The organism is Mycobacterium kyogaense, assembly GCF_003254575.1.
Taxonomy (GTDB): Bacteria; Actinomycetota; Actinomycetes; order Mycobacteriales; family Mycobacteriaceae; genus Mycobacterium; species Mycobacterium kyogaense.
On the sequence record NZ_QJUA01000017.1, the window covers coordinates 1 to 21,113 of the forward strand.

Annotated in this window: 17 protein-coding genes and 1 riboswitch; of the genes, 9 read left to right on the plus strand and 8 right to left on the minus strand. The window is 68.6% G+C overall.

Annotated elements, in window-relative coordinates; all coding sequences use genetic code 11:
• Positions 1-146 precede the first annotated feature (146 nt).
• Entirely contained in the window at positions 147-1,703 is a 1,557-nt protein-coding gene (locus DMB80_RS13565) for an HNH endonuclease signature motif containing protein (RefSeq protein WP_111510324.1), read from the plus strand.
• On the opposite strand, the gene DMB80_RS13570 is transcribed toward DMB80_RS13565, so the two are convergent.
• On the minus strand, positions 1,700-3,439 hold the full coding sequence (locus DMB80_RS13570) for an MFS transporter (protein WP_240431174.1): 1,740 nt from the start codon (positions 3,437-3,439) through the stop codon (positions 1,700-1,702). The two genes, DMB80_RS13565 and DMB80_RS13570, sit on opposite strands and share 4 nt — an antisense overlap.
• A gap of 135 nt (positions 3,440-3,574) precedes the next feature.
• A riboswitch (TPP riboswitch) is annotated at positions 3,575-3,686 on the plus strand.
• On the opposite strand from DMB80_RS13570, the gene thiC reads away from it, so the two are divergent.
• From thiC to DMB80_RS13605, 7 genes are all read left to right on the plus strand, one after another.
• Positions 3,677-5,230 carry a phosphomethylpyrimidine synthase ThiC gene (thiC, locus tag DMB80_RS13575; RefSeq protein ID WP_111510398.1) on the plus strand — a complete coding sequence of 518 codons (1,554 nt, stop codon included), beginning with the start codon at positions 3,677-3,679 and terminating at the stop codon, positions 5,228-5,230. (Overlaps the previous riboswitch by 10 nt.)
• On the plus strand, positions 5,227-6,081 hold the full coding sequence (gene thiD, locus DMB80_RS13580) for a bifunctional hydroxymethylpyrimidine kinase/phosphomethylpyrimidine kinase (protein ID WP_111510325.1): 855 nt from the start codon (positions 5,227-5,229) through the stop codon (positions 6,079-6,081). The genes thiC and thiD overlap by 4 nt, the downstream gene beginning before the upstream one ends.
• Positions 6,074-6,691 (plus strand): alpha/beta hydrolase family protein, encoded by a 618-nt coding sequence (locus DMB80_RS13585; protein WP_420812179.1) that lies wholly within the window; start codon positions 6,074-6,076, stop codon positions 6,689-6,691. The genes thiD and DMB80_RS13585 overlap by 8 nt, the downstream gene beginning before the upstream one ends.
• A gap of 15 nt (positions 6,692-6,706) precedes the next feature.
• Entirely contained in the window at positions 6,707-7,318 is a 612-nt protein-coding gene (locus DMB80_RS13590; RefSeq protein ID WP_111510326.1) for a septum formation family protein, read from the plus strand.
• A 37-nt stretch (positions 7,319-7,355) separates the two neighbouring features.
• A complete protein-coding gene (locus DMB80_RS13595) occupies positions 7,356-8,846 on the plus strand; it encodes a flavin-containing monooxygenase (protein WP_111510327.1) in 1,491 nt (496 codons plus the stop codon).
• Positions 8,847-8,854: 8 nt separating this feature from the next.
• Positions 8,855-9,121, plus strand: a complete 267-nt coding sequence (locus DMB80_RS13600; protein ID WP_046363652.1) for a membrane protein — start codon at positions 8,855-8,857, stop codon at positions 9,119-9,121.
• A 65-nt stretch (positions 9,122-9,186) separates the two neighbouring features.
• Positions 9,187-10,344: an APC family permease gene (locus DMB80_RS13605; protein WP_240431183.1), complete on the plus strand. Its 1,158-nt coding sequence runs from the start codon at positions 9,187-9,189 to the stop codon at positions 10,342-10,344.
• Between the two features lie 138 nt (positions 10,345-10,482).
• On the opposite strand, the gene DMB80_RS13610 is transcribed toward DMB80_RS13605, so the two are convergent.
• The 6 genes from DMB80_RS13610 to kdpF are packed head-to-tail and all read right to left on the minus strand — an operon-like array spanning position 10,483 to position 18,446.
• The gene (locus DMB80_RS13610; RefSeq protein WP_048423461.1) at positions 10,483-11,163 is read right to left on the minus strand and encodes a response regulator; all 681 of its coding nucleotides are present in this window, start codon (positions 11,161-11,163) and stop codon (positions 10,483-10,485) included.
• Positions 11,160-13,733 carry a sensor histidine kinase gene (locus tag DMB80_RS13615; protein WP_111510328.1) on the minus strand — a complete coding sequence of 858 codons (2,574 nt, stop codon included), beginning with the start codon at positions 13,731-13,733 and terminating at the stop codon, positions 11,160-11,162. The genes DMB80_RS13610 and DMB80_RS13615 overlap by 4 nt, the downstream gene beginning before the upstream one ends.
• Positions 13,708-14,523, minus strand: coding sequence for a potassium-transporting ATPase subunit C (locus tag DMB80_RS13620; protein ID WP_111510329.1), 816 nt, complete (start codon positions 14,521-14,523; stop codon positions 13,708-13,710). The genes DMB80_RS13615 and DMB80_RS13620 overlap by 26 nt, the downstream gene beginning before the upstream one ends.
• 1 nt (position 14,524) lies before the next feature.
• Positions 14,525-16,666, minus strand: coding sequence for a potassium-transporting ATPase subunit KdpB (gene kdpB, locus DMB80_RS13625; protein ID WP_111510330.1), 2,142 nt, complete (start codon positions 16,664-16,666; stop codon positions 14,525-14,527).
• On the minus strand, positions 16,666-18,357 hold the full coding sequence (gene kdpA, locus DMB80_RS13630; RefSeq protein ID WP_111510331.1) for a potassium-transporting ATPase subunit KdpA: 1,692 nt from the start codon (positions 18,355-18,357) through the stop codon (positions 16,666-16,668). Before kdpA ends, kdpB begins: the two co-directional genes overlap by 1 nt.
• Positions 18,357-18,446: a K(+)-transporting ATPase subunit F gene (gene kdpF, locus DMB80_RS13635; RefSeq protein WP_048423466.1), complete on the minus strand. Its 90-nt coding sequence runs from the start codon at positions 18,444-18,446 to the stop codon at positions 18,357-18,359. Before kdpF ends, kdpA begins: the two co-directional genes overlap by 1 nt.
• A gap of 236 nt (positions 18,447-18,682) precedes the next feature.
• Between kdpF and DMB80_RS13645 the strand changes: the two genes are divergently transcribed.
• On the plus strand, positions 18,683-19,972 hold the full coding sequence (locus DMB80_RS13645) for a uracil-xanthine permease family protein (protein ID WP_111510401.1): 1,290 nt from the start codon (positions 18,683-18,685) through the stop codon (positions 19,970-19,972).
• Here the strand turns inward: DMB80_RS13645 and DMB80_RS13650 are convergent.
• Positions 19,914-21,089, minus strand: coding sequence for an acyl-CoA dehydrogenase family protein (locus DMB80_RS13650; RefSeq protein ID WP_111510333.1), 1,176 nt, complete (start codon positions 21,087-21,089; stop codon positions 19,914-19,916). The two genes, DMB80_RS13645 and DMB80_RS13650, sit on opposite strands and share 59 nt — an antisense overlap.
• Positions 21,090-21,113: the final 24 nt, after the last annotated feature.

Genomic DNA, 21,113 nt, shown 5'->3' on the forward strand with positions numbered 1-21,113 from the left:
GCCAGAACCAAACGGGTCTTCTCCTCGGCGCTGACCTTCGCCTTTCGCGATCTGGCCATCTGACACTCCTTCTGGACGTGTCACCATCATTCTCCGGCGACCCTGACAGAAAGTTTGAGTCAGTGGAACCATCTACACTCGAACACGTGTTCGAAGAATGGTCCGATGGTGATCTTGTCGCCGCGGTCGATGATGCGCATCGTCAAGAGTCGATGGTGATGGCGCGCAAACTGGCCGCGATCGCCGAGCTGCTGGGCCGCCGGACCGAGCAGGAGCTGGCCGTCGAGCAGGACGCGGCCGCGGTGATGAGCGGGTTCAACCGCACCGCCGCCGAGGTGTCGGCGGCACTGAACATGACCGCCGCCGGGGCGCGGGTGCTGGTCGGGCATGCCGAAACCCTGGCGGTGCGGCTGCCCGCGGTCGCTGCCGCGCTGGCCGCCGGGCACATCGACTGGCGTGCCACCGAGTTGATCTGCGCCCGCACCGAGCTGGTCACCGACGCTGTCATCGCCGAGGTGGACGCGGCCCTGGCCGAGCAGATCGGCAGCTGGCGGTGCTGGTCGCGGGAGAAACTCATCACCACGATCGACGCCGTGGTCACCGCGATGGATTCCGAGGCCGCCAAGGCACGCCGCAGCGCGGCCTACGACCAGCGCCGCGTCGACGTGCGGCCCGATCTGGACGGCATGGCGCGCGTGCGGGCGAACCTGTCGCGCGCCGACGGTGCGGTCCTGGATCGGCGGCTGGCTGCGATGGCCGCCTCGGTGTGCCCGAACGATCAGCGCACGCTGATGCAGCGCCGCGCCGATGCGTTGACCGCCCTCGGGCACGGCTGCCTCGAGTTGGCCTGCGCCTGCACCGAACCCGACTGTCCCGCCCGCGATCGGACGCCCGCGCCCGTCGTTCCGGTCGTGCTGAACATCGTCGCGACAGCTGACACCGTGACCGGGCGCAGTGATCAACCGGGCTACCTCGCCGGGCACGGGGTGATCGACGCCGAACTGGTGCGCGAGCTCGCCCGCGAGGCGACCCGGCACCTGGTCGGGCTACCGCATGTCAGCGTCGAGCAGGCGCACCGCTACCGGCCGAGCGCGGCGTTGGCCCGCTACATCCGCACCCGCGATCTGACGTGCCGCTTCCCGGGCTGCACCGTTCCCGCCGCGCGTTGCGACATCGACCACACCGAGCCCTTCAACCACGCCGACCCCGCCTCCGGCGGACTGACCGTGGCCGAGAACCTGGGCTGCTACTGCCGAGAACATCACCGCCGCAAGACCTTCGACGAAGGCTGGCGCGATCGGCAACTGGCCGACGGCACCATCGTGTGGACCTCCCCGGCCGGCCACACCTACACCACCACACCGGGCGGGGCCGCGTTGTTCCCCGACCTCGCCGGCCGTCACCGTATACCCGACACCGAGAACGTCGCCACGCGGCGGGATCAGATGTGCACCACCCGCCACGCCAACACCGTCACCCGGCACCGCAACCGCGCGGCACGCGAGGAGATCCGGGTTCGGTGCTGGCGCAATCAGTTCCGTCGCTTCCGCGAGTTCTTCCACGGCGAATCGACCGCTACGAAGCCCAGCACCAGCCCGTTCGCCCGGTTCGTCAACCACCCCATCGAACTCGAAGAACTAGAACCGAACTGGCAACCACCACCACTGACCATCAGCGTCCCGGACGAGCCGCCGCCGTTTTAGGTGCGGTCCTCGGCGTAGCGACCGGGGTTGAACATCGACGCGACAGCGCCGATCAGCATCATCGCCGCCGCGGCGAGGAACACCACCGTCAGCCCGGAGTGGAAGGGTTCGGTGATGAGCTCGGGGAAGAACGTCTTGCCAGTCAGCACGTCGGCGTTGACACCGGGCTGCTGCAGCGCGTGCGACGGCTCGAGGAGCTCGGCGATCGGGTTGTAGCCGAGGAAGGCGGCGAACAGGCTGCCCACCGGCGGCAGGTTGGCCACGTCGTGAGCCACCGAGGCGGATACTCCCTGGGCCTGCAGGCCGCTGCTGAGCGCCGACGGCAGCGTGTTGGCCAGCCCGACGATCATCAGCGAGAAGAACACGCCGATCGACAGCGAGGAGCCGGCGTTGAAGAACGTCGCGCGCACACCGGAGGCGGCGCCGCGCTCGGCCGAGGGCACGCTCGACATGATCGCCGCGCTGTTGGGTGCGGTGAAGATGCCGCCACCGAGCCCGTTGAGGAACACCAGCGATGCGAACACCCAGTAGTCGAAGTTCACCGGAATCATCACCAACGCCACGAAACTCACAGCCATCAGCAACATGCCGCCGACGGTGAACGGCCGCGCACCGAACCGGTCGGACAGCGAACCCGCGAGAGGACCCGCGACCAGGAACCCGACCGTCAACGGCAGCAGATAGATGCCCGCCCACAGCGGTGTGGACTCGAAGCTGTAGCCGTGCAACGGAAGCCAGATGCCCTGCAACCAGATGATGAGCATGAACTGCAGCCCGCCTCGGCCGACCGACGACATCAACCCGGCGAGATTGCCCATGCCGAACGAGGCGGAGCGGAACAACCGGATGTTGACCATCGGGTCTTTGACGCGCAGCTCGACGATGCAGAACGCGACGAGCAGCGCCACCCCGAGGCCGATCGCGCCGAGCACGGCGGGGTTGGTCCAGCCCGTCGTCGAATCCCCGTAGGGCTGGATGCCGTAGGTGATGCCGATCAGCAGCACGGTCAGGCCGATGCCGAACGTCAGCGTCCCGGCCCAGTCGAGCTTGCCGGGGCTGCGCACCCCGAGTTCCTTGAGTGAACGCACGCTCCAGATGGTGCCGAGAATGCCGATGGGTACGCCGACCCAGAAGATCGCCTTCCAGTGCCATTCGGACAGGAACCCTCCGATCAGCAGGCCGAGGAATGAGCCCGCGACAGCGGCAACCATGTTCACGCCGAGCGCCATACCGCGCTGGTTGGCGGGGAACGCATCGGTGAGGATCGCCGCCGACGACGACATAAGCATCGCGCCGCCGACGCCCTGCACCACGCGCCACGCGATCAGCCAGATCGCGCCGCCGTCGAGCTGGAACGGGTCGAACGACAGCGCGATGGCCGCGACGGTGAACACCGCGAAGCCCAGGTTGTAGATCCGCACCCGGCCGAACATGTCGCCGAGCCGACCGAACGGCACCACCAGCACGGCGGTGACCACGAGGTAGCCCATCAGCATCCACAGTAGGTAGCTGACGTTGCCGGCAGAGAGCGGGTTCAACCCGATACCGCGGAAGATCGCGGGCAGGGAGATCAGCACGATCGAGGCGTTGATGGTCGCCAGCAGGACGCCCAATGTGGTGTTGGACAGCACGATCCACTTGTAGAAGGGGTGTTCGTGATCCATCCGAGTGCGCCGGATCGTGGTCTCGCTCATGCCACTGGTCGCGCTCGTACCGGTCGTCTCAGTCGTCGCCATGGTTGCCGTCTTTTCGCTGTCACGTTTCGTATCGGGGGCCGGCGCAGCAGCGCGCCGGAAAACACATATGTTAGCTATATAAATCATCGGGGCCAAACCGTATTCCCCGGCCCGGCCCGCTTCGACTATGTTGGGAGCCGTCCCCACGGGAGCACGCACCGAGCGCGCTGAGAGGACGGGTAGGCCCGTCGACCGTACGAACCTGACCGGGTAATGCCGGCGTAGGGAGAAGCGAAGATGGCTGATTTGTCGACCCCCGACCACCTGACCGTCACCACCGGACCGATCACCGGCAGCAGCAAGGTCTACCTCCCGCAGGACAGCGGGGCGAAGGTGCCGGTGCGCCGCGTGCACCTGAGCACCGGCGACCATCTCGACCTCTACGACACCTCCGGGCCCTACACCGACAGCGCCGCCATCATCGACCTCGAGGCCGGGTTGCCGGCCCGGGCCGGCGTCGTCGCCGACCGCGGCACGCAGTTGCAGCGCGCCCGCGCCGGGGAGATCACCGCGGAGATGGTGTTCGTCGCCGCGCGCGAAGGTGTCGATCCCGAGCTGGTCCGCGACGAGGTGGCCCGAGGCCGCGCCGTCATCCCCGCCAATCACCACCACCCCGAGGCCGAGCCGATGATCATCGGCAAGGCGTTCGCGGTGAAAGTCAATGCGAACATCGGCAATTCGGCCGTCACCTCGTCCATTGCCGAAGAGGTGGACAAGATGGTGTGGGCCACCCGCTGGGGCGCCGACACGATCATGGACCTGTCGACCGGCCGCGACATCCACACCACCCGCGAGTGGATTCTGCGCAACTCTCCGGTGCCCGTCGGAACCGTCCCGATCTACCAGGCACTCGAGAAGGTCGACGGTGATCCGACGCGCCTGACGTGGGAGTGCTTCCGCGACACCGTGATCGAACAGTGCGAGCAGGGCGTCGACTACATGACGGTGCACGCCGGCGTGTTGGCACGCCACATCCCGCTGACCGTCGACCGCGTCACCGGGATCGTGTCGCGGGGCGGGTCCATCATGGCGGCCTGGTGCCTGGCCCATCAGCGAGAGTCGTTCCTGTACAACAACTTCGATGAGCTGTGCGAGATACTGGCCCGCTACGACGTGACGTTCTCCCTGGGCGATGGGCTGAGGCCGGGGTCGATCGCCGACGCCAACGACGCCGCCCAGTTCGCCGAACTGCACACCCTCGGCGAACTCACCCAGGTGGCGCGCAGGCACGGCGTGCAGGTGATGATCGAGGGCCCGGGTCACGTGCCGTTGCACAAGATCGTCGAGAACGTCCGCCTCGAAGAGGAAGTGTGCGACGAGGCGCCGTTCTACACGCTGGGCCCACTGACCACCGACATCGCGCCTGCCTACGACCACATCACCTCCGCCATCGGCGCGGCGCTCATCGCCCAGGCGGGCACCGCGATGCTCTGCTACGTGACCCCCAAGGAGCACCTCGGATTGCCGAATCGCCACGACGTCAAGCACGGCGTGATCGCGTACAAGATCGCCGCCCACGCGGCAGACCTGGCCAAGGGCCACCCCCGCGCCCAGCAGCGTGACGACGCGCTGTCGGCCGCGCGCTTCGAGTTCCGGTGGGAGGACCAGTTCAATCTGTCGCTCGATCCGGACACCGCACGGGACTTTCACGACGAGACCCTGCCCGCGACGCCGGCGAAGACGGCACACTTCTGTTCCATGTGCGGCCCGAAGTTCTGCTCGATGCGCATCAGCCACGACGTGCGAGAGGCCTACCGCGACGCGATCCACCTGCCGGTCGTGACGAGGTGAACGTCCTGCCGCTGACGCCGCCGGGGCAGACCCCGCTGCGCGTGCTGACGATCGCCGGTTCCGACTCCGGCGGCGGCGCCGGCATCCAGGCCGACATGCGCACGTTGGCGCTGCTCGGCCTGCACAGTCTGGTCGCGATGACGGCGGTGACGATCCAGAACTCCGTCGGTGTGCAGGGGTTCCACGAGATACCGCTGGACATCATCGCCGGGCAGATCGACGCGGTCGTCACCGACATCGGCGTCCAGGCAGCCAAGACCGGCATGCTCGCGTCCGCCGAGATCATCGACACCGTCGCCGACACCTGGGAGCGGCTCGGGCTGACCGGCACGGTGCCCCTGGTCGTCGATCCGGTCTGCGCGTCGATGCACGGCGACCCGCTGCTGCACCCCAGTGCGCTGGGATCGCTGAAGGAGCGGCTGTTCCCGCTGGCCACACTCGTGACACCCAACCTCGACGAGGTCAGGCTGATCACCGGCATCGACGTCGTCGATCCCGACAGCCAGCGGGCCGCGGCCCGGGCGCTGCATGCGCTCGGTCCGCAGTGGGCGCTGGTCAAGGGCGGCCACCTGCGCGCGTCGTCGCACAGCCCGGACCTGCTCTTCGACGGCACCGACTTCCACGAGTTCGACTCGACCCGCATCGACACCCCGCACGACCACGGCGCCGGTGACACCCTGGCCGCGGCGACGGCCGCCGCGCTCGCGCACGGCTATCCGATGCCGGAGGCGGTGGCGTTCGCCAAGGGGTGGATCACCGAGTGCTTGCGCGCCGCCTATCCGCTCGGCCACGGCCACGGCCCTGTCTCGCCGCTGTTCCGGCTCGGCGATGGTCGAGATGGGGATGGCTGACCTCGACGCGATAGCCGGCGTCGTGCACCGGCCCGCGGGCACGCCCGTCGGCGCCGTCGCCCTCACGCACGGCGCGGGCGGCAACCGCGATTCCCCGATGCTCGTCGCCGTCTGCGAGGAGTGGGCCCGGCGCGGCTGGCTCGCGGTCCGCTACAACCTGCCGTACCGGCGCCGCCGCCCGAAGGGCCCACCGTCGGGGGCCGCCGCCGACCTCGCCGGCATCGTCGAGGCCGTGGCCGCGGTGCGCACGCTCGCCGACGGCCCGATGCTCGCCGGCGGCCATTCCTACGGCGGCCGGCTCACCTCGATGGCCGTCGCCGATCACGGGGTGCTGCTGGACGCGCTGACGCTGTTCTCCTATCCGCTGCACCCGCCGGGCAAGCCGGAGAAGGCCCGCACCGAGCACCTGCCCCGCATCACCGTGCCGACCGTGTTCACCCACGGCACCGCCGATCCGTTCGGCACGCTCGACGAGCTGCGGCCGGCGGCCGCGCTGATCGCCGCCCCGACAGCGATCGTCGAGGTCACCGGCGCCCGCCACGACCTGAAGTCGAAGACCCTGGACGTGCCGGTTCTCGCTGTTGAAGCAGCGCTCGAACTTCTCGGCTGAGCTATCGTCAGCACGGTGAGCACTCCGCCCGGGCCGCCACCGCCGCCGCCACCTCCGCCGCCTTACGGACCGCCGCCGCAGGGCCCGGGTGGATACCAGCAGTACCCCCAGCATCCCCACTATCCGCCGCCTCCACCCATGCCCTACCAGGGCTATCCCGGCCAGTACCCGCCGCCGCAGAAGAAGAGCCGCGCGAAGTGGTGGCTGCTCGGTGGGCTTGCCGCCGTTCTGCTGCTGGTGGTCGCCGGCGGGGCAATCGTGTGGAGTGTGGCCAATTCCGGCAACGTCACCGCGACCGACGTGAAGGTCGGGGATTGTCTGTCCGAGATCCCCACCGGCGACACGGTGATGCGGGTCAAGACCGTCGGCTGCGAGCAGGCCCACGCCGGCGAGGTGTTCGCGGTGCTGAACATGCCCGACGGGGACTTCCCCGGGCAGCCCGCCGTCGAGGCCTACAGCCAGAAGTGCGCACCTGCGCTGGCCGGCTACTCCCCGTCCTCGCTCACCGACGACACGGTGCAGCTCTACGTGCTGTATCCGACCGCCGAGACGTGGTCCAGCGGCGACCGCGCGGTGACCTGTGTGGCGACGCTCAACCCGCCGCGCGCGGGTTCCATCAAGGGCTGATCCGGCGGTTGCCGGGACCTCTAGTACCGTCTACCGCATGACTTCGGTGCAGTACGACGCGGTCATCGTAGGGGCCGGATTCGCCGGAATCGGGGCCGCCATCCAGCTCAAGCGGATGGGCTACGAGAACTTCGTGATCCTCGACCGGGAAGACGACCTGGGCGGTACCTGGTACGTCAACCACTACCCCGGGCTGGCGGTCGACGTGCCGACCACCACCTACTCCTACTTCTTCGAGCCCAACCCGAACTGGTCGCGGCTGTTCTCCACCGGGTCGGAGATCAAGCAGTACGCCGACGACGTCGCCGACAAGTACGACGTCCGGCGCCACATGCGGTTCAACGTGGTGGTCTCGGGAGCCCGCTGGGACGACGAGGCCGCCTGCTGGCAGGTGAGCTTGGCCGACGGCGAGACGCTGTCGGCGCGCTACCTGCTCACCGCCACGGGCTTCCTGTCCCAACCGCGGCTGCCCGAGATCGCCGGGATCGAGACGTTCGAGGGTCGGGTGCTGCACACCACCGACTGGGACGATTCGTTCGATCCGGCGGGCCGGCGGATCGCCGTCATCGGAACGGGCGCGACGGCGGTGCAGCTGATCCCCGAGTTGGCCAAGACCGCGGCCGATCTGACCGTGTACCAGCGCACCCCGATCTGGGTCGCCCCCAAGCTCGACTTCCGCATCTCCGAGCGCACCAAGCGGGTGTTCCGGCGAATCCCGTTGGCGCAGCGCATCGTCCGGGCGATCACCGACACCATCTACGAGATGATGATCAACGTCGGCGTGGTGCACTACCGGGTCCCGCTGAACCGCAGGCTCAACATCTCCGCGATGGACCTGTGCAAGATCAACCAGTTCATCCAGGTCCGGGACAAGGAACTGCGCCGCCGGCTCACCCCCGATTACGACATCGGCTGTAAGCGGCCGACGTTCTCCAACAGCTACTTCCGGACCTTCACGAAGCCGCACGTACACCTGCAGAGCGACGGCATCGACCACGTCACCGCCGACGGGATCGTCAACGCCGACGGCACCGAAACCGTCATCGACACGCTGGTGCTGGCCACCGGGTTCGACCTGTGGGAGGCGAACTTCCCGGCCATCGAGGTGATCGGCCGCGACGGCCGCAACCTCGGAAAGTGGTGGCGGGAGAACCGCTTCCAGGCATACCAGGGTGTGTCGATGCCCTACTTCCCGAACTACCTGTCGCTGGCGAGCCCGTATGCCTTCCTCGGGTTGAACTTCTTCAACACGATGGAATACCAGATGCGGCTGATGGATCGGCTGTTCGATGAGCTCAAGCGCCGCGGGGCCACGACGTTCGAGGTCACCGAGGCAGCCAACGCCGAGTACCTGGACCGGATGACCGAGTTGCTCGGCGATTCACTCTGGAAGCTGGGCAACTGCGTGAGCTCGCGCTCCTACTACTTCAATCCGCACGGCGAACCGAGCCTGCTGCGGCCGATGTCGACGAGCACCGCGATCCGGGAAGCGTCGGAATTTCCCTTGAGCGACTACCAGATCAGTTAGGACCCCACGTGCCGGAACAGAATTCCCCCGCCGCCAAGACCGCCGGCCTCGCGCTGGCCGCCACCGGGCTGTCGCACTTCGTCGCCCCGCAGATCTACGAGGGCATGACGAAGGCCGCGTTCCCGGAGAACACCCGGACCCACGTCTACGTCGACGGCGGCATCGAGACCGCGCTCGGGCTCGGCCTCGCTGCGGCCAAGACGCGCAAGCTCGCGATCGTCGGGGTGCTGGCCTACCTGCTGTACCTCGGCGGGAATGTCATCCGACAGAAGTAACCGTGCCTGACGCGCTGGCACGCCGGCTCGGCACGGTCGACACGGTCGTGCTCGGGTTGGGTGCCATGATCGGCGCGGGCATCTTCGTCGCGCTGGCACCCGCCGCGTCCGTCGCCGGCACCGGGCTGCTGATCGGGTTGGCGATCGCCGCGGTCGTCGCATGCTGCAACGCACTGTCCTCGGCGTGGTTGGCCGCGCGCTACCCGCAGTCCGGCGGCACCTACGTCTATGGCCGGGAACGCCTGGGCGCGTTCTGGGGTCACACCGCCGGGTGGAGTTTCGTGGTCGGCAAGACGGCGTCGTGCGCGGCGATGGCGCTGACGGTCGGGCACTACGCCTGGCCCGCGCACGCCACCGCGGTCGCGGTGGCCGCGGTGGTGGCCCTGACCGCGATCGGCTATGCGGGCGTACAGAAGTCGGCGCTGCTCACTCGCATCATCGTGGCCATCGTGCTCGCGGTGCTGACATTCGTCGTGGTGCTGATCGTCGGTGCCGGCGAGCCGCAGGCCGCCCGCCTGGTCGGTGATGATCCGTCGCCCTACGGCGTCCTGCAGGCGGCCGGGCTGCTGTTCTTCGCGTTCGCCGGCTACGCCCGGATCGCGACGCTGGGCGAGGAGGTCCGCGACCCCGCCCGCACCATCCCGCGGGCGGTGATGATCGCCCTCGGCATCACGCTGGTGGTCTACACGGTGGTGGCCGTTGCGGTGCTCGCCGAACTGGGCAGCACGCGGCTGGCCGCCGCCGATGCGCCACTGTCCGAGGCGATCCGGGCCGCGGGGTTCGGTGCCCTGGTGCCGATCGTCAGCGCCGGCGCGGCGATCGGCGCACTGGGCGCGCTGCTGGCCCTGATGCTCGGGGTGTCCCGCACGACACTGGCGATGGCTCGCGACCACCACCTCCCGCACGTGCTCGTCGCCGTGCACCCGCGCCACGGCACCCCGCACCGCGCGGAGCTGGCGGTGGGCGTCGTGGTCGCGATCGTCACCGCACTGGTCGACGTGCGCGGCGCGATCGGCTTCTCGAGCTTCGGGGTGCTGCTGTACTACGCGATCGCGAACGCATCGGCGTTCACGCTGGGCCGCCGCCTGGTGCCGGTGATCGGGCTGATCGGTTGTCTCACTCTGGCTTTCACACTGCCGCCGAGCTCGGTGATCGCCGGGGCCGCGGTGGTGGCGGTCGGAATGGCGACCTATGCCGTACAGGCCCGTCAGAAATCGGGCTGACGCCGTAGAGATCCCGTCAAGACGCTGGCCTCACCCGTCGATCGGGCGGAACAGTGGTTCGTATGACCGATATGGTTGCGCTGCTGGTGATCCTGGCTCCCCCGGCCGTCGTGCTGCTCACGTGCCGGCGCCTGAATCTCAGGGCCGGAACCGGTGCCCCATCCCGGCCTCGGTGACCAGGTGCACCGGATGCGCCGGGTCGTCCTCGAGTTTGCGTCGCAACTGCGCCAGGTACACCCGTAGATAGTGCGACGACTTCGCATACGTCGGGCCCCACACCTCGGTCAGGAGCTGCTCGCGCGTCACGAGCTTGCCGCTGTTGCGCACCAGCAGTTCCAGGATCCCCCACTCTGTCGGCGTCAGATGCACCTCCGCACCGTGGCGGGTGACGATCTTGTTCGTGAGATCGACTGTGAACGAGGATGTTTCGACGATCGGATCGCTGCCACTCCCGGTCGCCGAGGAGCGGCGGACCGCAGCGCGCAGCCGCGCGAGGAACTCGTCCATACCGAACGGTTTGGTGACGTAGTCGTCGGCCCCGGCGTCGAGCGCAGCCACCTTGTCCGACGAGTCGGTGCGCGCCGAGAGCACGATGACCGGCGCGGAGAGCCAGCCGCGCAGGCCACCCAGCACGTCGATGCCGCTCATGTCCGGCAGCCCGAGATCGAGCACGATCACCTCCGGCCGGAAGTCCGCGGCCACGCGCAGCGCCTCCTTGCCGGTCGCGGCGGTGCGGACGTCGTAGTCACGCACCGACAGGTTGATCCGCAGCGCGCGCAGGATCTGGGGTTCGTCGTCGACGACGAGGACGCGGGTCACTGGGCAGCCTCCGTCACTGTGGACGTCACGGCCGGCAGGTCGATCTCGACGGTCAGGCCGCCGCCCGGGGTGTCGCCGACAGAGATCGTGCCGCCCATCGCCTCGACGAACCCGCGGGCCACCGACAGTCCCAACCCGACGCCGATGCTGTTGTCCTGATCCCCGAGGCGCTGGAACGCGTCGAAGATCTGTTCCTCCGCCCCGCGGGCGATCCCCGGCCCGGCGTCGGCGACCGCGATCAGCACCCTGTTCCCCACCCGCCCGGCCGACACGCGCACCGGCCCGTCGGGGGCGTACCGCAGCGCGTTGTCGATCAGATTGGCCAGCACGCGTTCCAGCAGACCAGCGTCGGCCATCACCATCTCGTCACCGACCTCGACCTTGACCCGCTCCAATTCCGCACGGCCGTGGCCGGTGGTGCCGCGGCTGATGCCCAACAGCGCACGTTGCACCGTCTCCTCCAGGTAGACATGATCCCGTTCCGGGCTCACCACCCCGGCGGCCAGGCGCGAGCTGTCCAGCAGATTGCCCACCAGAGCGGTCAGCTGATCGGTGGACTCCTCGACGGTGGCGAGCAGTTCGGCGGTGTCCTCGGGGGAGAACGCGACATCGGTGCTGCGCAGACTCGACACAGCGGCCTTCGCGGCGGCCAGCGGGGTGCGCAGATCGTGGCTGACCGCCGAGAGCAGCGACCGGCGCAGGTTGTCCGCCTGTGCGAGCGCCTCGGCTTGGCCGGCCTCGGCGGCCAACTCGCGCTGCCGGACCAGACCGGCAGCCTGGGTGGCGACCGCGGTCAACACCCGCCGGTCGCGGGCGGGCAGTTTCCGGCCGGCGAGCAGCAACCAGAACTCGTCGTCGCCGACCTCGACCGCGGTGTCGGCGCTGTCCACGTCGGCGCACGGGTCGGTGCCGACGCAGCCGACGATCTCGTCTCCTGCTCCGGTGCGGCGCAGCAGGCTCACGGTGCGCTGGGCGTAGGTCTCGCGGACCTTCTCCAGCAGCGTGTTCAGGTCGGCACCGCGCAGCACCGAACCGGCGAACAACGCGAGCAGTTCGGCCTCCTGGGAGGCCCGGCGAGCTTCCCGGGTGCGGTTGACCGACCGGTCCACCAGCACCGCGACGGCGACCGCCACCAGCAGCAGCACCACCACCGTGACCGCGCTGTCGGGTTCGGCGATCGTGAACGTGTACCGCGGTGTGACCAGGAAGTAGTTCAGCAGCAGGCCGGACAGCAGCGCCGACAGCGCCGCGGGGGCGACACCGCCGAGCAGGGCCACCACGACCACGCCGACGAAGAACAGGGCACTCTCGCCGGCGACGTCGAGCACCGAGTCGAGCAGGCCCACCACCAGACCGCAGATCACCCACGGCACCGCGATCGCGGCGAGCCAGGACGTGACCCGGCGGTTGCGCGGCACCAACGCGGACCAGCGGAACCCCCGCGCGGACTCGGGATGGGTGACCATGTGCACGTCGATCGCGGCCGAGTGCTGGACGACCGTCGCACCGATTCCCTCGTCGAACAGCCGCGCCCACCGCGACCGCCGCGAGGTCCCGAGGACCAACTGCGTGGCGTTCATCTCGCGCGCGAAATCCAGCAGCGCGGCGGGCACGTCATCACCGACCACGGTGTGCAGCGTCGCGCCGAGGCTGGCCACCAGTTCGCGCACCTTCCCCATGTGCGACGCCGAGACCCCGGACAGGCCGTCGCCCCGTACGACGTGCACCACCATCAGCTCCGCGCTGGACTTCGACGCGATCCGGGATGCTCTGCGCACCAACGTCTCCGATTCCGATCCGCCGGTCACCGCGACCACGACGCGTTCACGCGCCTCCCAGGTCGCGGTGATGGCGTTCTCTTCGCGGTACTTGGCCAGCGCGGCGTCGACCTGATCGGCGAGCCACAGCAGCGCCAGCTCGCGCAGCGCCGTCAGGTTGCCGCGGCGGAAGTAGTTGGACAGGGCGGCATCGATGCGCTCGGGCGCATAGACGTTGCCGTGGGAAAGCCTGCGCCGCAACGCCTCCGGCGTGATATCGACGAGCTCGATCTGGTCGGCCGCGCGGACCACCTCGTCGGGCACCTTCTCCTGCTGCTCGATTCCGGTGATCTGGGTGACGACGTCGTTGAGGCTCTCCAGATGCTGCACGTTGACGGTGCTGACCACGGTGATGCCCGCGGCGAGCAGCTCCTCGACGTCCTGCCAGCGTTTGGTGTTCGTGCTGCCGGGCGTGTTGGTGTGGGCCAACTCGTCGACCAGGACCACCTGGGGCTTGCGTGCCAGGATCGCGGGCACGTCGAGCTCGGGGAATCGGCTGCCGCGGTAGGAGATGTACCGCGGCGGGACGACCTCGATGCCTTCGAGCAGTTCGGCGGTCTTCTTGCGGCCGTGTGTCTCGACCACCCCGGCCACCAGGTCGGTGCCGCGCTCGAGGCGTCGGTGCGCCTCCCCCAGCATCGCGAACGTCTTGCCGACGCCGGGGGCTGCGCCCAGGTAGATGCGCAGCTCTCCGCGTCTGGGTTCAGGGCTGCTCGGCGACACGGCTCTATTGTCGCTCGGGGTAGCGCTGATCGAGAGCGAGATTCACCTCCAGCACGTTCACCCGCGGTTCGCCGAGGAATCCCAGCGTGCGGCCGCTGGTGTGGTCGTCGACCAGGGCCTGCACGGCGGCGGGCGACACCCCGCGGGCCCGGGCGACCCTGGCGACCTGCAGGTCGGCGTAGGCGGGCGAGATGTCGGGGTCGAGGCCGCTGCCGCTGGCGGTCACCGCGTCGGCGGGCACCGCGGGATCGGCGGGTGCATCACCGCGTACCGGCACGAGCCGGCCGGCAGTCGAACCGGCGCTGTAGTCCTCACCCGGTGTGGCGCACTCGACGCGCATTCCGGCGTACGTACTGACGAACGGGGCGGTCACCTGGTCGCACGGTTCGTTGACGCTGACCACCCGCGACGCCGAGACCGACAGCACCGCGCCGACCCCGCCGCCGGTGCAGTACGGCCGCAGCCCGTCGATGCCCTCGCGCTCGCCGACCTCCTTGCTCCGCGAACACACCAGCGTCAGCAGGCTCGGCTTGTCGGGGGTGTCCACGATGCTCTCCGGCCCGAGGTTGCTCGCGCCGGTCGCCATCGTGTCGTAACCATCACCCGCGTTCGACGGCCGGCTCTGGAAGTACTGCGGCAGCGCGGCCCCGTTGGCGTCGGTGAACGACTGCCCGATCAGGGAGCCGTGGTCCCGGTCGAGCCCGGGCAGCTGGGCCACCAGCCAGATCCCCACCGGGTAGGCGATGCCGAGGATCACGGTGAGCACCAGCAGCGCACGCAGCGCGGCCCAGTGCTGACGAAAGACGTTGGACGTCAACATGTCACATTCCTGGGAAGAGTTGGACGAGCAGATCGATGACTTTGATACCGATGAACGGCGCGATGATGCCGCCGAGTCCGTACACGGACAGGTTGCGGCTCAACAGCTTCGACGCACTGCCCGGTGTGTACCGGACACCGCGCAGCGCCAACGGGATCAGCGCGACGATCACCAGGGCGTTGAAGATCACCGCCGACAGGATCGCCGACTGCGGGCTGTGCAACCGCATCACGTTGAGCAGGTCGAGGCCGGGGAACAGCCCGACGAACAGCGCGGGGATGATCGCGAAGTACTTGGCGATGTCGTTGGCGATCGAGAACGTGGTCAGTGCCCCCCGGGTGATCAGCAGCTGTTTGCCGATCTCGACGATCTCGATCAGCTTGGTCGGGTCGGAGTCCAGATCGACCATGTTGCCGGCCTCTTTGGCCGCCGACGTGCCGCTGTTCATGGCCACGCCGACGTCGGCCTGGGCCAGCGCGGGCGCGTCGTTGGTGCCGTCACCGGTCATCGCGACGAGCTTCCCGCCGGCCTGCTCGGCCTTGATCAGCGCCATCTTGTCTTCGGGGGTGGCTTCGGCAAGGAAGTCGTCCACGCCGGCCTCGTCGGCGATCGCCTTGGCGGTCAACGGATTGTCGCCGGTGATCATCACGGTGCGGATGCCCATGCGGCGCATCTCGTCGAAGCGTTCCCGCATGCCCTCCTTGACGACGTCGGTGAGCCCGATGACACCGAGCAGCCGCGCCGTGCCGTCGCGCACCTCGCCGACCGCGAGCGGGGTACCGCCTGCCGCGGAGATCCCGTCGACGGCCTCACCGAGCTGCTGCGGCACGTCACCACCCTGGGTGCGCACCCATTCGGCGACGGTGCTGGCCGCGCCCTTACGCAGCTGATGACCGGGCAGGTCGACGCCCGACATCCGGGTGGTGGCCGAGAACTCCACCCAGTGCGCACCGTCGAGCTCGCCGGGCGTGCGCGCCCGAAGACCGTACTGCTGCTTGGCGAACACGACGATGGACCGGCCTTCGGGGGTCTCGTCGGCGAGGCTGGACAGCTGCGCCGCGTCGGCGAGCTGGTCCTCGGTCACGCCCGTCAACGGCACGAAAGTCGACGCCTGCCGGTTGCCGAGCGTGATCGTGCCGGTCTTGTCCAGCAGCAGGGTGTTGACGTCCCCGGCCGCCTCGACAGCGCGTCCCGACATCGCCAGCACGTTGCGCTGCACGAGGCGGTCCATGCCGGCGATGCCGATGGCTGAGAGCAGCGCGCCGATGGTCGTCGGGATGAGGCAGACCAGCAGGGAAACCATGACGATGCCCGTGACGCCGTTTCCGTTCAGCGCCAGGCTGTCCGGCACGCCCGGGTTGTTGGACTTGGCGTAGATCGCCAGTGGCTGCAGCGTCGCGACGGCGAAGACGAAGATGATCGTCAGCGACGACAGCAGGATGTTCAGCGCGATCTCGTTGGGCGTCTTCTGCCGGTTGGCGCCCTCGACCAGGGAGATCATCCGGTCGATGAAGCTCTCCCCCGGCTTCTGGGTGATGCGGACGACGATGCGGTCCGAGAGCACCGTGGTGCCGCCGGTGACGGCACAGCGGTCGCCACCGGATTCGCGGATCACCGGCGCGGATTCGCCGGTGATCGCGGATTCGTCGACCGAGGCGATACCTTCGACGACGTCCCCGTCACCCGGGATCACCTGTCCCGCTTCGACGACGACGACATCGCCCTGCGCAAGCAGCGGCGCCGCGATCTCCTCCTCCTGCCCGTGCGCCCCGGGCTGCCAGCCGACCAGCCGGCGCGCCATCGTCGAGGTCTTGGTCTTGCGCAGCGATTCGGCCTGCGCCTTGCCGCGGCCCTCCGCGACCGCCTCGGCGAGGTTGGCGAACACGACGGTGAGCCAGAGCCAGACCACGATCAACCACCCGAACCAGGAGGGATCGGCGATGGCCAGGACCGTACTCCACAAGGCGCCGATCTCGACGATCAGCATCACCGGATTACGCCACAGCGTTCGGGGATTCAGCTTGCGCAGCGCGTCGGGCAGTGACTTCGCGAGCATCGCGGGATCGAGCAGACCGCCACCGATCTTCCTGCCGCGGGCGGGGTTCGCCCCGGCCTCGGGTTCGGTGTCCAGGGTCAGTGACATCAGTGCAGTCCTTCAGCGAGAGGTCCCAGCGCGAGCATGGGCAGGAAGGTCAGGGCGACGAGGATGAGCGTCACCCCGGCCACCATGCCCACGAACTGCGGCCGGTGAGTGGGGAGTGTGCCGATCGATTCCGGCGTCTTACCCTGGCGGGCAAGGGAACCGGCGAGCGCGAGCGCGACGATGATCGGGAGGAACCGGCCGAACACCATCGCCAGGCCGAGCGCGGTGTTGTACCACTCGGTGTTGACGCTGATGCCGGCGAACGCGGAGCCGTTGTTGTTGCCTGCGGAGGTGAACGCGTAGAGCACCTCGGACAAGCCGTGCGGACCGGAGTTCAGCATGCCCGCCCGTCCCCTACTGCCGTGTGGGCCCAGCCCCGGCATCGCCATCGCGACCGCAGTGCCGGTCAGCACGATCAGCGGTGTGACGAGGAAATACGTTGCGGCCAGTTTGATCTCGCGGGGAGTGATCTTCTTGCCGAGATACTCCGGCGTACGTCCGACCATCAGCCCGGCGATGAACACCGTGATGATCGCGAGGATCAACATGCCGTAGAGACCGGATCCGACACCGCCGGGGGCGACCTCACCCAACTGCATGTTGAACATCGTCATCAGCCCGCCGAGGCTGGTGTACGAGTCGTGGAAGGAGTTGACCGCGCCCGTCGAGGTCAACGTCGTCGACGCCGCGAACACCGCGGAATCGGCGACGCCGAAACGCTGTTCGACACCTTCCATCGCGGCGCCGACAGCGGTCGGGACGGTGCCGTGGGCCTGCACCTGGAACAGCATCGTCAGGCTGACGCTGAGCGTGGCGATCACGCCCATCACCGCGACGATCGCGTAGCCCTGCTTGCGGCTGTCGACCATGCGTCCGAACGTGCGCGGCAACGAGAACGCGATGACGAGCAGCAGGAAGATCTCGATCCAGTTCGTCCAGGCGGTCGGATTCTCGAACGGGTGCGCGGAGTTGGCGTTGTAGAAGCCGCCGCCGTTGGTGCCGAGTTCCTTGATGGCCTCCTGGCTGGCGACGGGTCCGCCCGGAATGGTCTGCTGCGCACCGGCGATCGTGTCGATCACCTGGCTGTGCAGCGCGAAGTTCTGGATCACCCCGCCGGCGACGAGCACGATCGCACCGACCACTGCGATGGGCAGCAGGATGCGCAGAGTGCCGCGCACCAGGTCGACCCAGAAGTTGCCGAGCTCGCCGGTGTTGCGCCGGGCGAGCCCGCGCACGAACGCCATGGCCACGGCCATGCCCACGGCGGCGGAAACGAAGTTCTGCACCGCCAGGCCGGCCATCTGCACCAGGTGGCCCTGGGTGGACTCGCCCGAATAGGCCTGCCAGTTGGTGTTGGTCACGAAGCTGATTGCGGTGTTCCAGGCCAGCGCCGGGGTCATCTCGGTGGCCGGGTCGGTGAGGTGCAGCGGCAACCTGCCCTGCACCAGTTGCAGCGCGAACAGGAACAGCACGCTGACCGCCGAGAAGGCGAGCACACTGCGCGCGTAGGCGCCCCACGTCTGCTCGGTCTCGGGGTCGGCGCCGATCAGCCGGTAGATCGCGCGTTCGCCGCGCAGGTGCTTTTCCGAGGCGTACACCCGGTACATGTAGTCGCCGAGCGGCACGTGCACTGCAGCCAGTGCGACGACCAGCGAGGCGAAGAACAGGATTCCCGCAGTGGTCGAGTTCACTAGAACCTCTCCGGGAACAGGAGGGCGGCGAACAGGAAGACGGCGATGAGGACGGCCAGCACGAGGCCGATGATGTTGTCGTAGCTCATAGCCGCTCGACCAGCCTCTGCACGATGCCGAGCAGGGCGAAGATCGCCACTGTCAGCACAGTGAAGACGACGACTGACATGGGTTGCTCCCACAGGTATGCGGGCCTGCGGATCTCGCAGGCCTCACACAGCTTCTGCCCGGCGTAGGCCCCTCGCCAGTGTCTTTACGCTCTTTTGACGCTCCCGAGCGGAACCTTTACGGCGTCATTAGAGTCTCGGGAATGCCCACCGCCCGGATGTCTCTGGCCTGGAAGCGTGTCGATTCCCGAGCCGACCCGTCGTTCGTCGTCGCGCCCGACGAGCGCCTGAGCTGGCCGCGCACCATCGGGCTGGGCGCCCAGCACGTCGTCGCGATGTTCGGGGCGACGTTCCTGGTGCCGGTGCTGACCGGTTTCCCGCCGGCCACCACGCTGCTGTTCTCCGGCGTCGGCACGGTGCTGTTCCTGCTGATCACCGGCAATCGGTTGCCCAGCTACCTGGGGTCGAGCTTCTCGGTGATCGCGCCGATCACCGCGGCGGTCGCCTCCGACGGCGCGGGCAGTGCGCTGGGCGGCATCATCGCCGTCGGCGTGCTGCTGATGATCGTGGGCCTCGTCGTGCACGTCGCGGGCACCCGCTGGATCGATCTGACGCTGCCGCCTGTCGTGACGGGTGCGATCGTCGCGCTGATCGGCTTGAACCTGGCGCCGGTGGCCAAGTCGAACTTCGAGAAGGGCCCCGTGCTGGGGATCGTGACGCTGGTCCTGTTAGTCGCGGTGCTCGCGTTCTTCCGCGGCATGATCGGCCGGCTCGCGATCTTCCTCGCGGTCGCGGCGGGTTACGTGCTGGCACTGATCCTCGGGGAGATCGACACGGCGGGCATCGCCGCCGCGCCCTGGATCGGGCTGCCGCAGTTCCAGACTCCGACGTTCTCGCTGTCGGTGCTGCCGCTGTTCCTCCCGGCGGTGGTCGCGCTGATCGCCGAGAACATCGGGCACGTCAAGTCCGTGGGGCAGATGACCCAGCGCGACATGGACCCGCTGATGGGCCGGGCGCTGGCCGCCGACGGCGTGGCGACCACGCTGGCCGGTTTCGGAGGCGGTTCGGCCACCACCACGTACGCGGAGAACATCGGCGTGATGGCCGCGACCCGGGTCTACTCGACCGCGCCGTACTGGATCGCCGCCGGCGTCGCGATCCTGCTCTCGTTGTGCCCCAAGGTCGGTGCGGTGATCTCGGCGGTGCCCGCGGGGGTGCTCGGCGGTGCGACCGTGGTGCTCTACGGCCTGGTCGGCATTCTCGGCGTGCGGATCTGGCTGACCAATCACGTGGACTTCTCGCTGCCGGTCAACCAGATGACCGCGGCCATCCCGCTGATCATCGGCATCGCCGACTTCACGTGGACCGCGGGCGATCTCCAGTTCACCGGCATCGCGTTGGGATCGATCGCCGCGCTGATCATCTACCACGGGATGCGGCTGCTCGGCCTCAGACCGGATCGAGCAGCGCGGCCGGGCCACGATTCATCAGCTGACGCGCCACGATGATGCGCTGAATCTCGCTGGCGCCCTCCCAGATCCGTTCCACCCTCAGCTCGCGGAACAGCCGCTCGGCCACGTTCTCGCGCATGTACCCGCGGCCACCGAAGATCTGCACCGCCCGGTCGGCGGCCCGGCCCGCCATCTCCGAGCAGTACAGCTTGGTCATCGACGCTTGCCCGTGCAGTGTCTTGCGGTCGTGACCGGCGTCGATCGCGCGGGCCACTTCGTAGAGCATCGTGCGGGCGGCGAACAGCTCGGTGGCGCTGTCGGCCAGCATGCCGGCGACCAGCTGGTGCTCGCCGAGCGGCCGGCCCGCGACCATCCGTTCGCGGGCGAACGCGCTGACCTCGTCGAGCAGGCGCTGCGCCGCACCCACGCACCGTGCGGCGACCATCATCCGCTCGAATCGGAACCAGTCCTGGGTGAACGTCATCGGTCCGCCCTCGACGCCCACGAGATTGGCCACCGGCACCCGCACGTCGCGGAAGGCGACGATCGGGTGCTCGTCCGCGATGTTGTGCGAATACTTGGGTGAGCGAACGACTTCCATGCCCGGCCAGGGCACGTCGACGACCAGCAGCACATGGTCTCCGGCGTGCGGTCCGTCGGACAGCACCGCCTCGACGAAGACGTAGTCGGCGAGGTTGTACGAGGTGACGTGCCACTTGATCCCGTCGATGACGTACTCGTCGCCGTCGCGGCGTGCCGTGGTCTGCAGCGCCGAGGTGTCCGACCCCGCGAACTCCTCGGTGATCGCATACGCCTCGTGCATCTCCCCGCGCACCGTCGGCAGCAACCAGCGCTGCAGCTGGTGTTCGGTCGCCACCTCCGGCCACCACTGCGGCGGGGTCGCCATCACCCAGCCCAGGCCGTTGGTCACCCGGCCGCACTGCTCCTGGACCAGGATCTGCTGCAGAGCGCTACACCCTCCGCCCCCGAGCGAGGTGGGCATGTTGGTCGCGTAGAGGCCCTCGGCGAGGGCGCGGGCGCGGTGCTCGGCGGTGACCTCCTTGGGCAGCACACCACCGGCCAGCTCGGCCTCCACCTCAAGGGGCATCAGTGATTCCACGAACTCGCGGGCTGTGTCGCGGATGCGCAGATCCTCGTCGGTCAACCCGTACATCCGGCCCGCCTCTCCTCTTGACTG

Coding starts and splice junctions, on each gene's coding strand:
- kdpB (WP_111510330.1), bottom strand. CDS start 16,666: ATGTCACTGACCCTGGACACCGAACCCGAGGCCGGGGCGAACCCCGCC.
- kdpF (WP_048423466.1), bottom strand. CDS start 18,446: ATGAGCTACGACAACATCATCGGCCTCGTGCTGGCCGTCCTCATCGCC.
- DMB80_RS13650 (WP_111510333.1), bottom strand. CDS start 21,089: ATGTACGGGTTGACCGACGAGGATCTGCGCATCCGCGACACAGCCCGC.
- DMB80_RS13570 (WP_240431174.1), bottom strand. CDS start 3,439: ATGGCGACGACTGAGACGACCGGTACGAGCGCGACCAGTGGCATGAGC.
- DMB80_RS13595 (WP_111510327.1), top strand. CDS start 7,356: ATGACTTCGGTGCAGTACGACGCGGTCATCGTAGGGGCCGGATTCGCC.
- DMB80_RS13585 (WP_420812179.1), top strand. CDS start 6,074: ATGGCTGACCTCGACGCGATAGCCGGCGTCGTGCACCGGCCCGCGGGC.
- DMB80_RS13620 (WP_111510329.1), bottom strand. CDS start 14,523: ATGTTGACGTCCAACGTCTTTCGTCAGCACTGGGCCGCGCTGCGTGCG.
- DMB80_RS13605 (WP_240431183.1), top strand. CDS start 9,187: ATGATCGGCGCGGGCATCTTCGTCGCGCTGGCACCCGCCGCGTCCGTC.
- thiC (WP_111510398.1), top strand. CDS start 3,677: ATGGCTGATTTGTCGACCCCCGACCACCTGACCGTCACCACCGGACCG.
- DMB80_RS13645 (WP_111510401.1), top strand. CDS start 18,683: ATGTCTCTGGCCTGGAAGCGTGTCGATTCCCGAGCCGACCCGTCGTTC.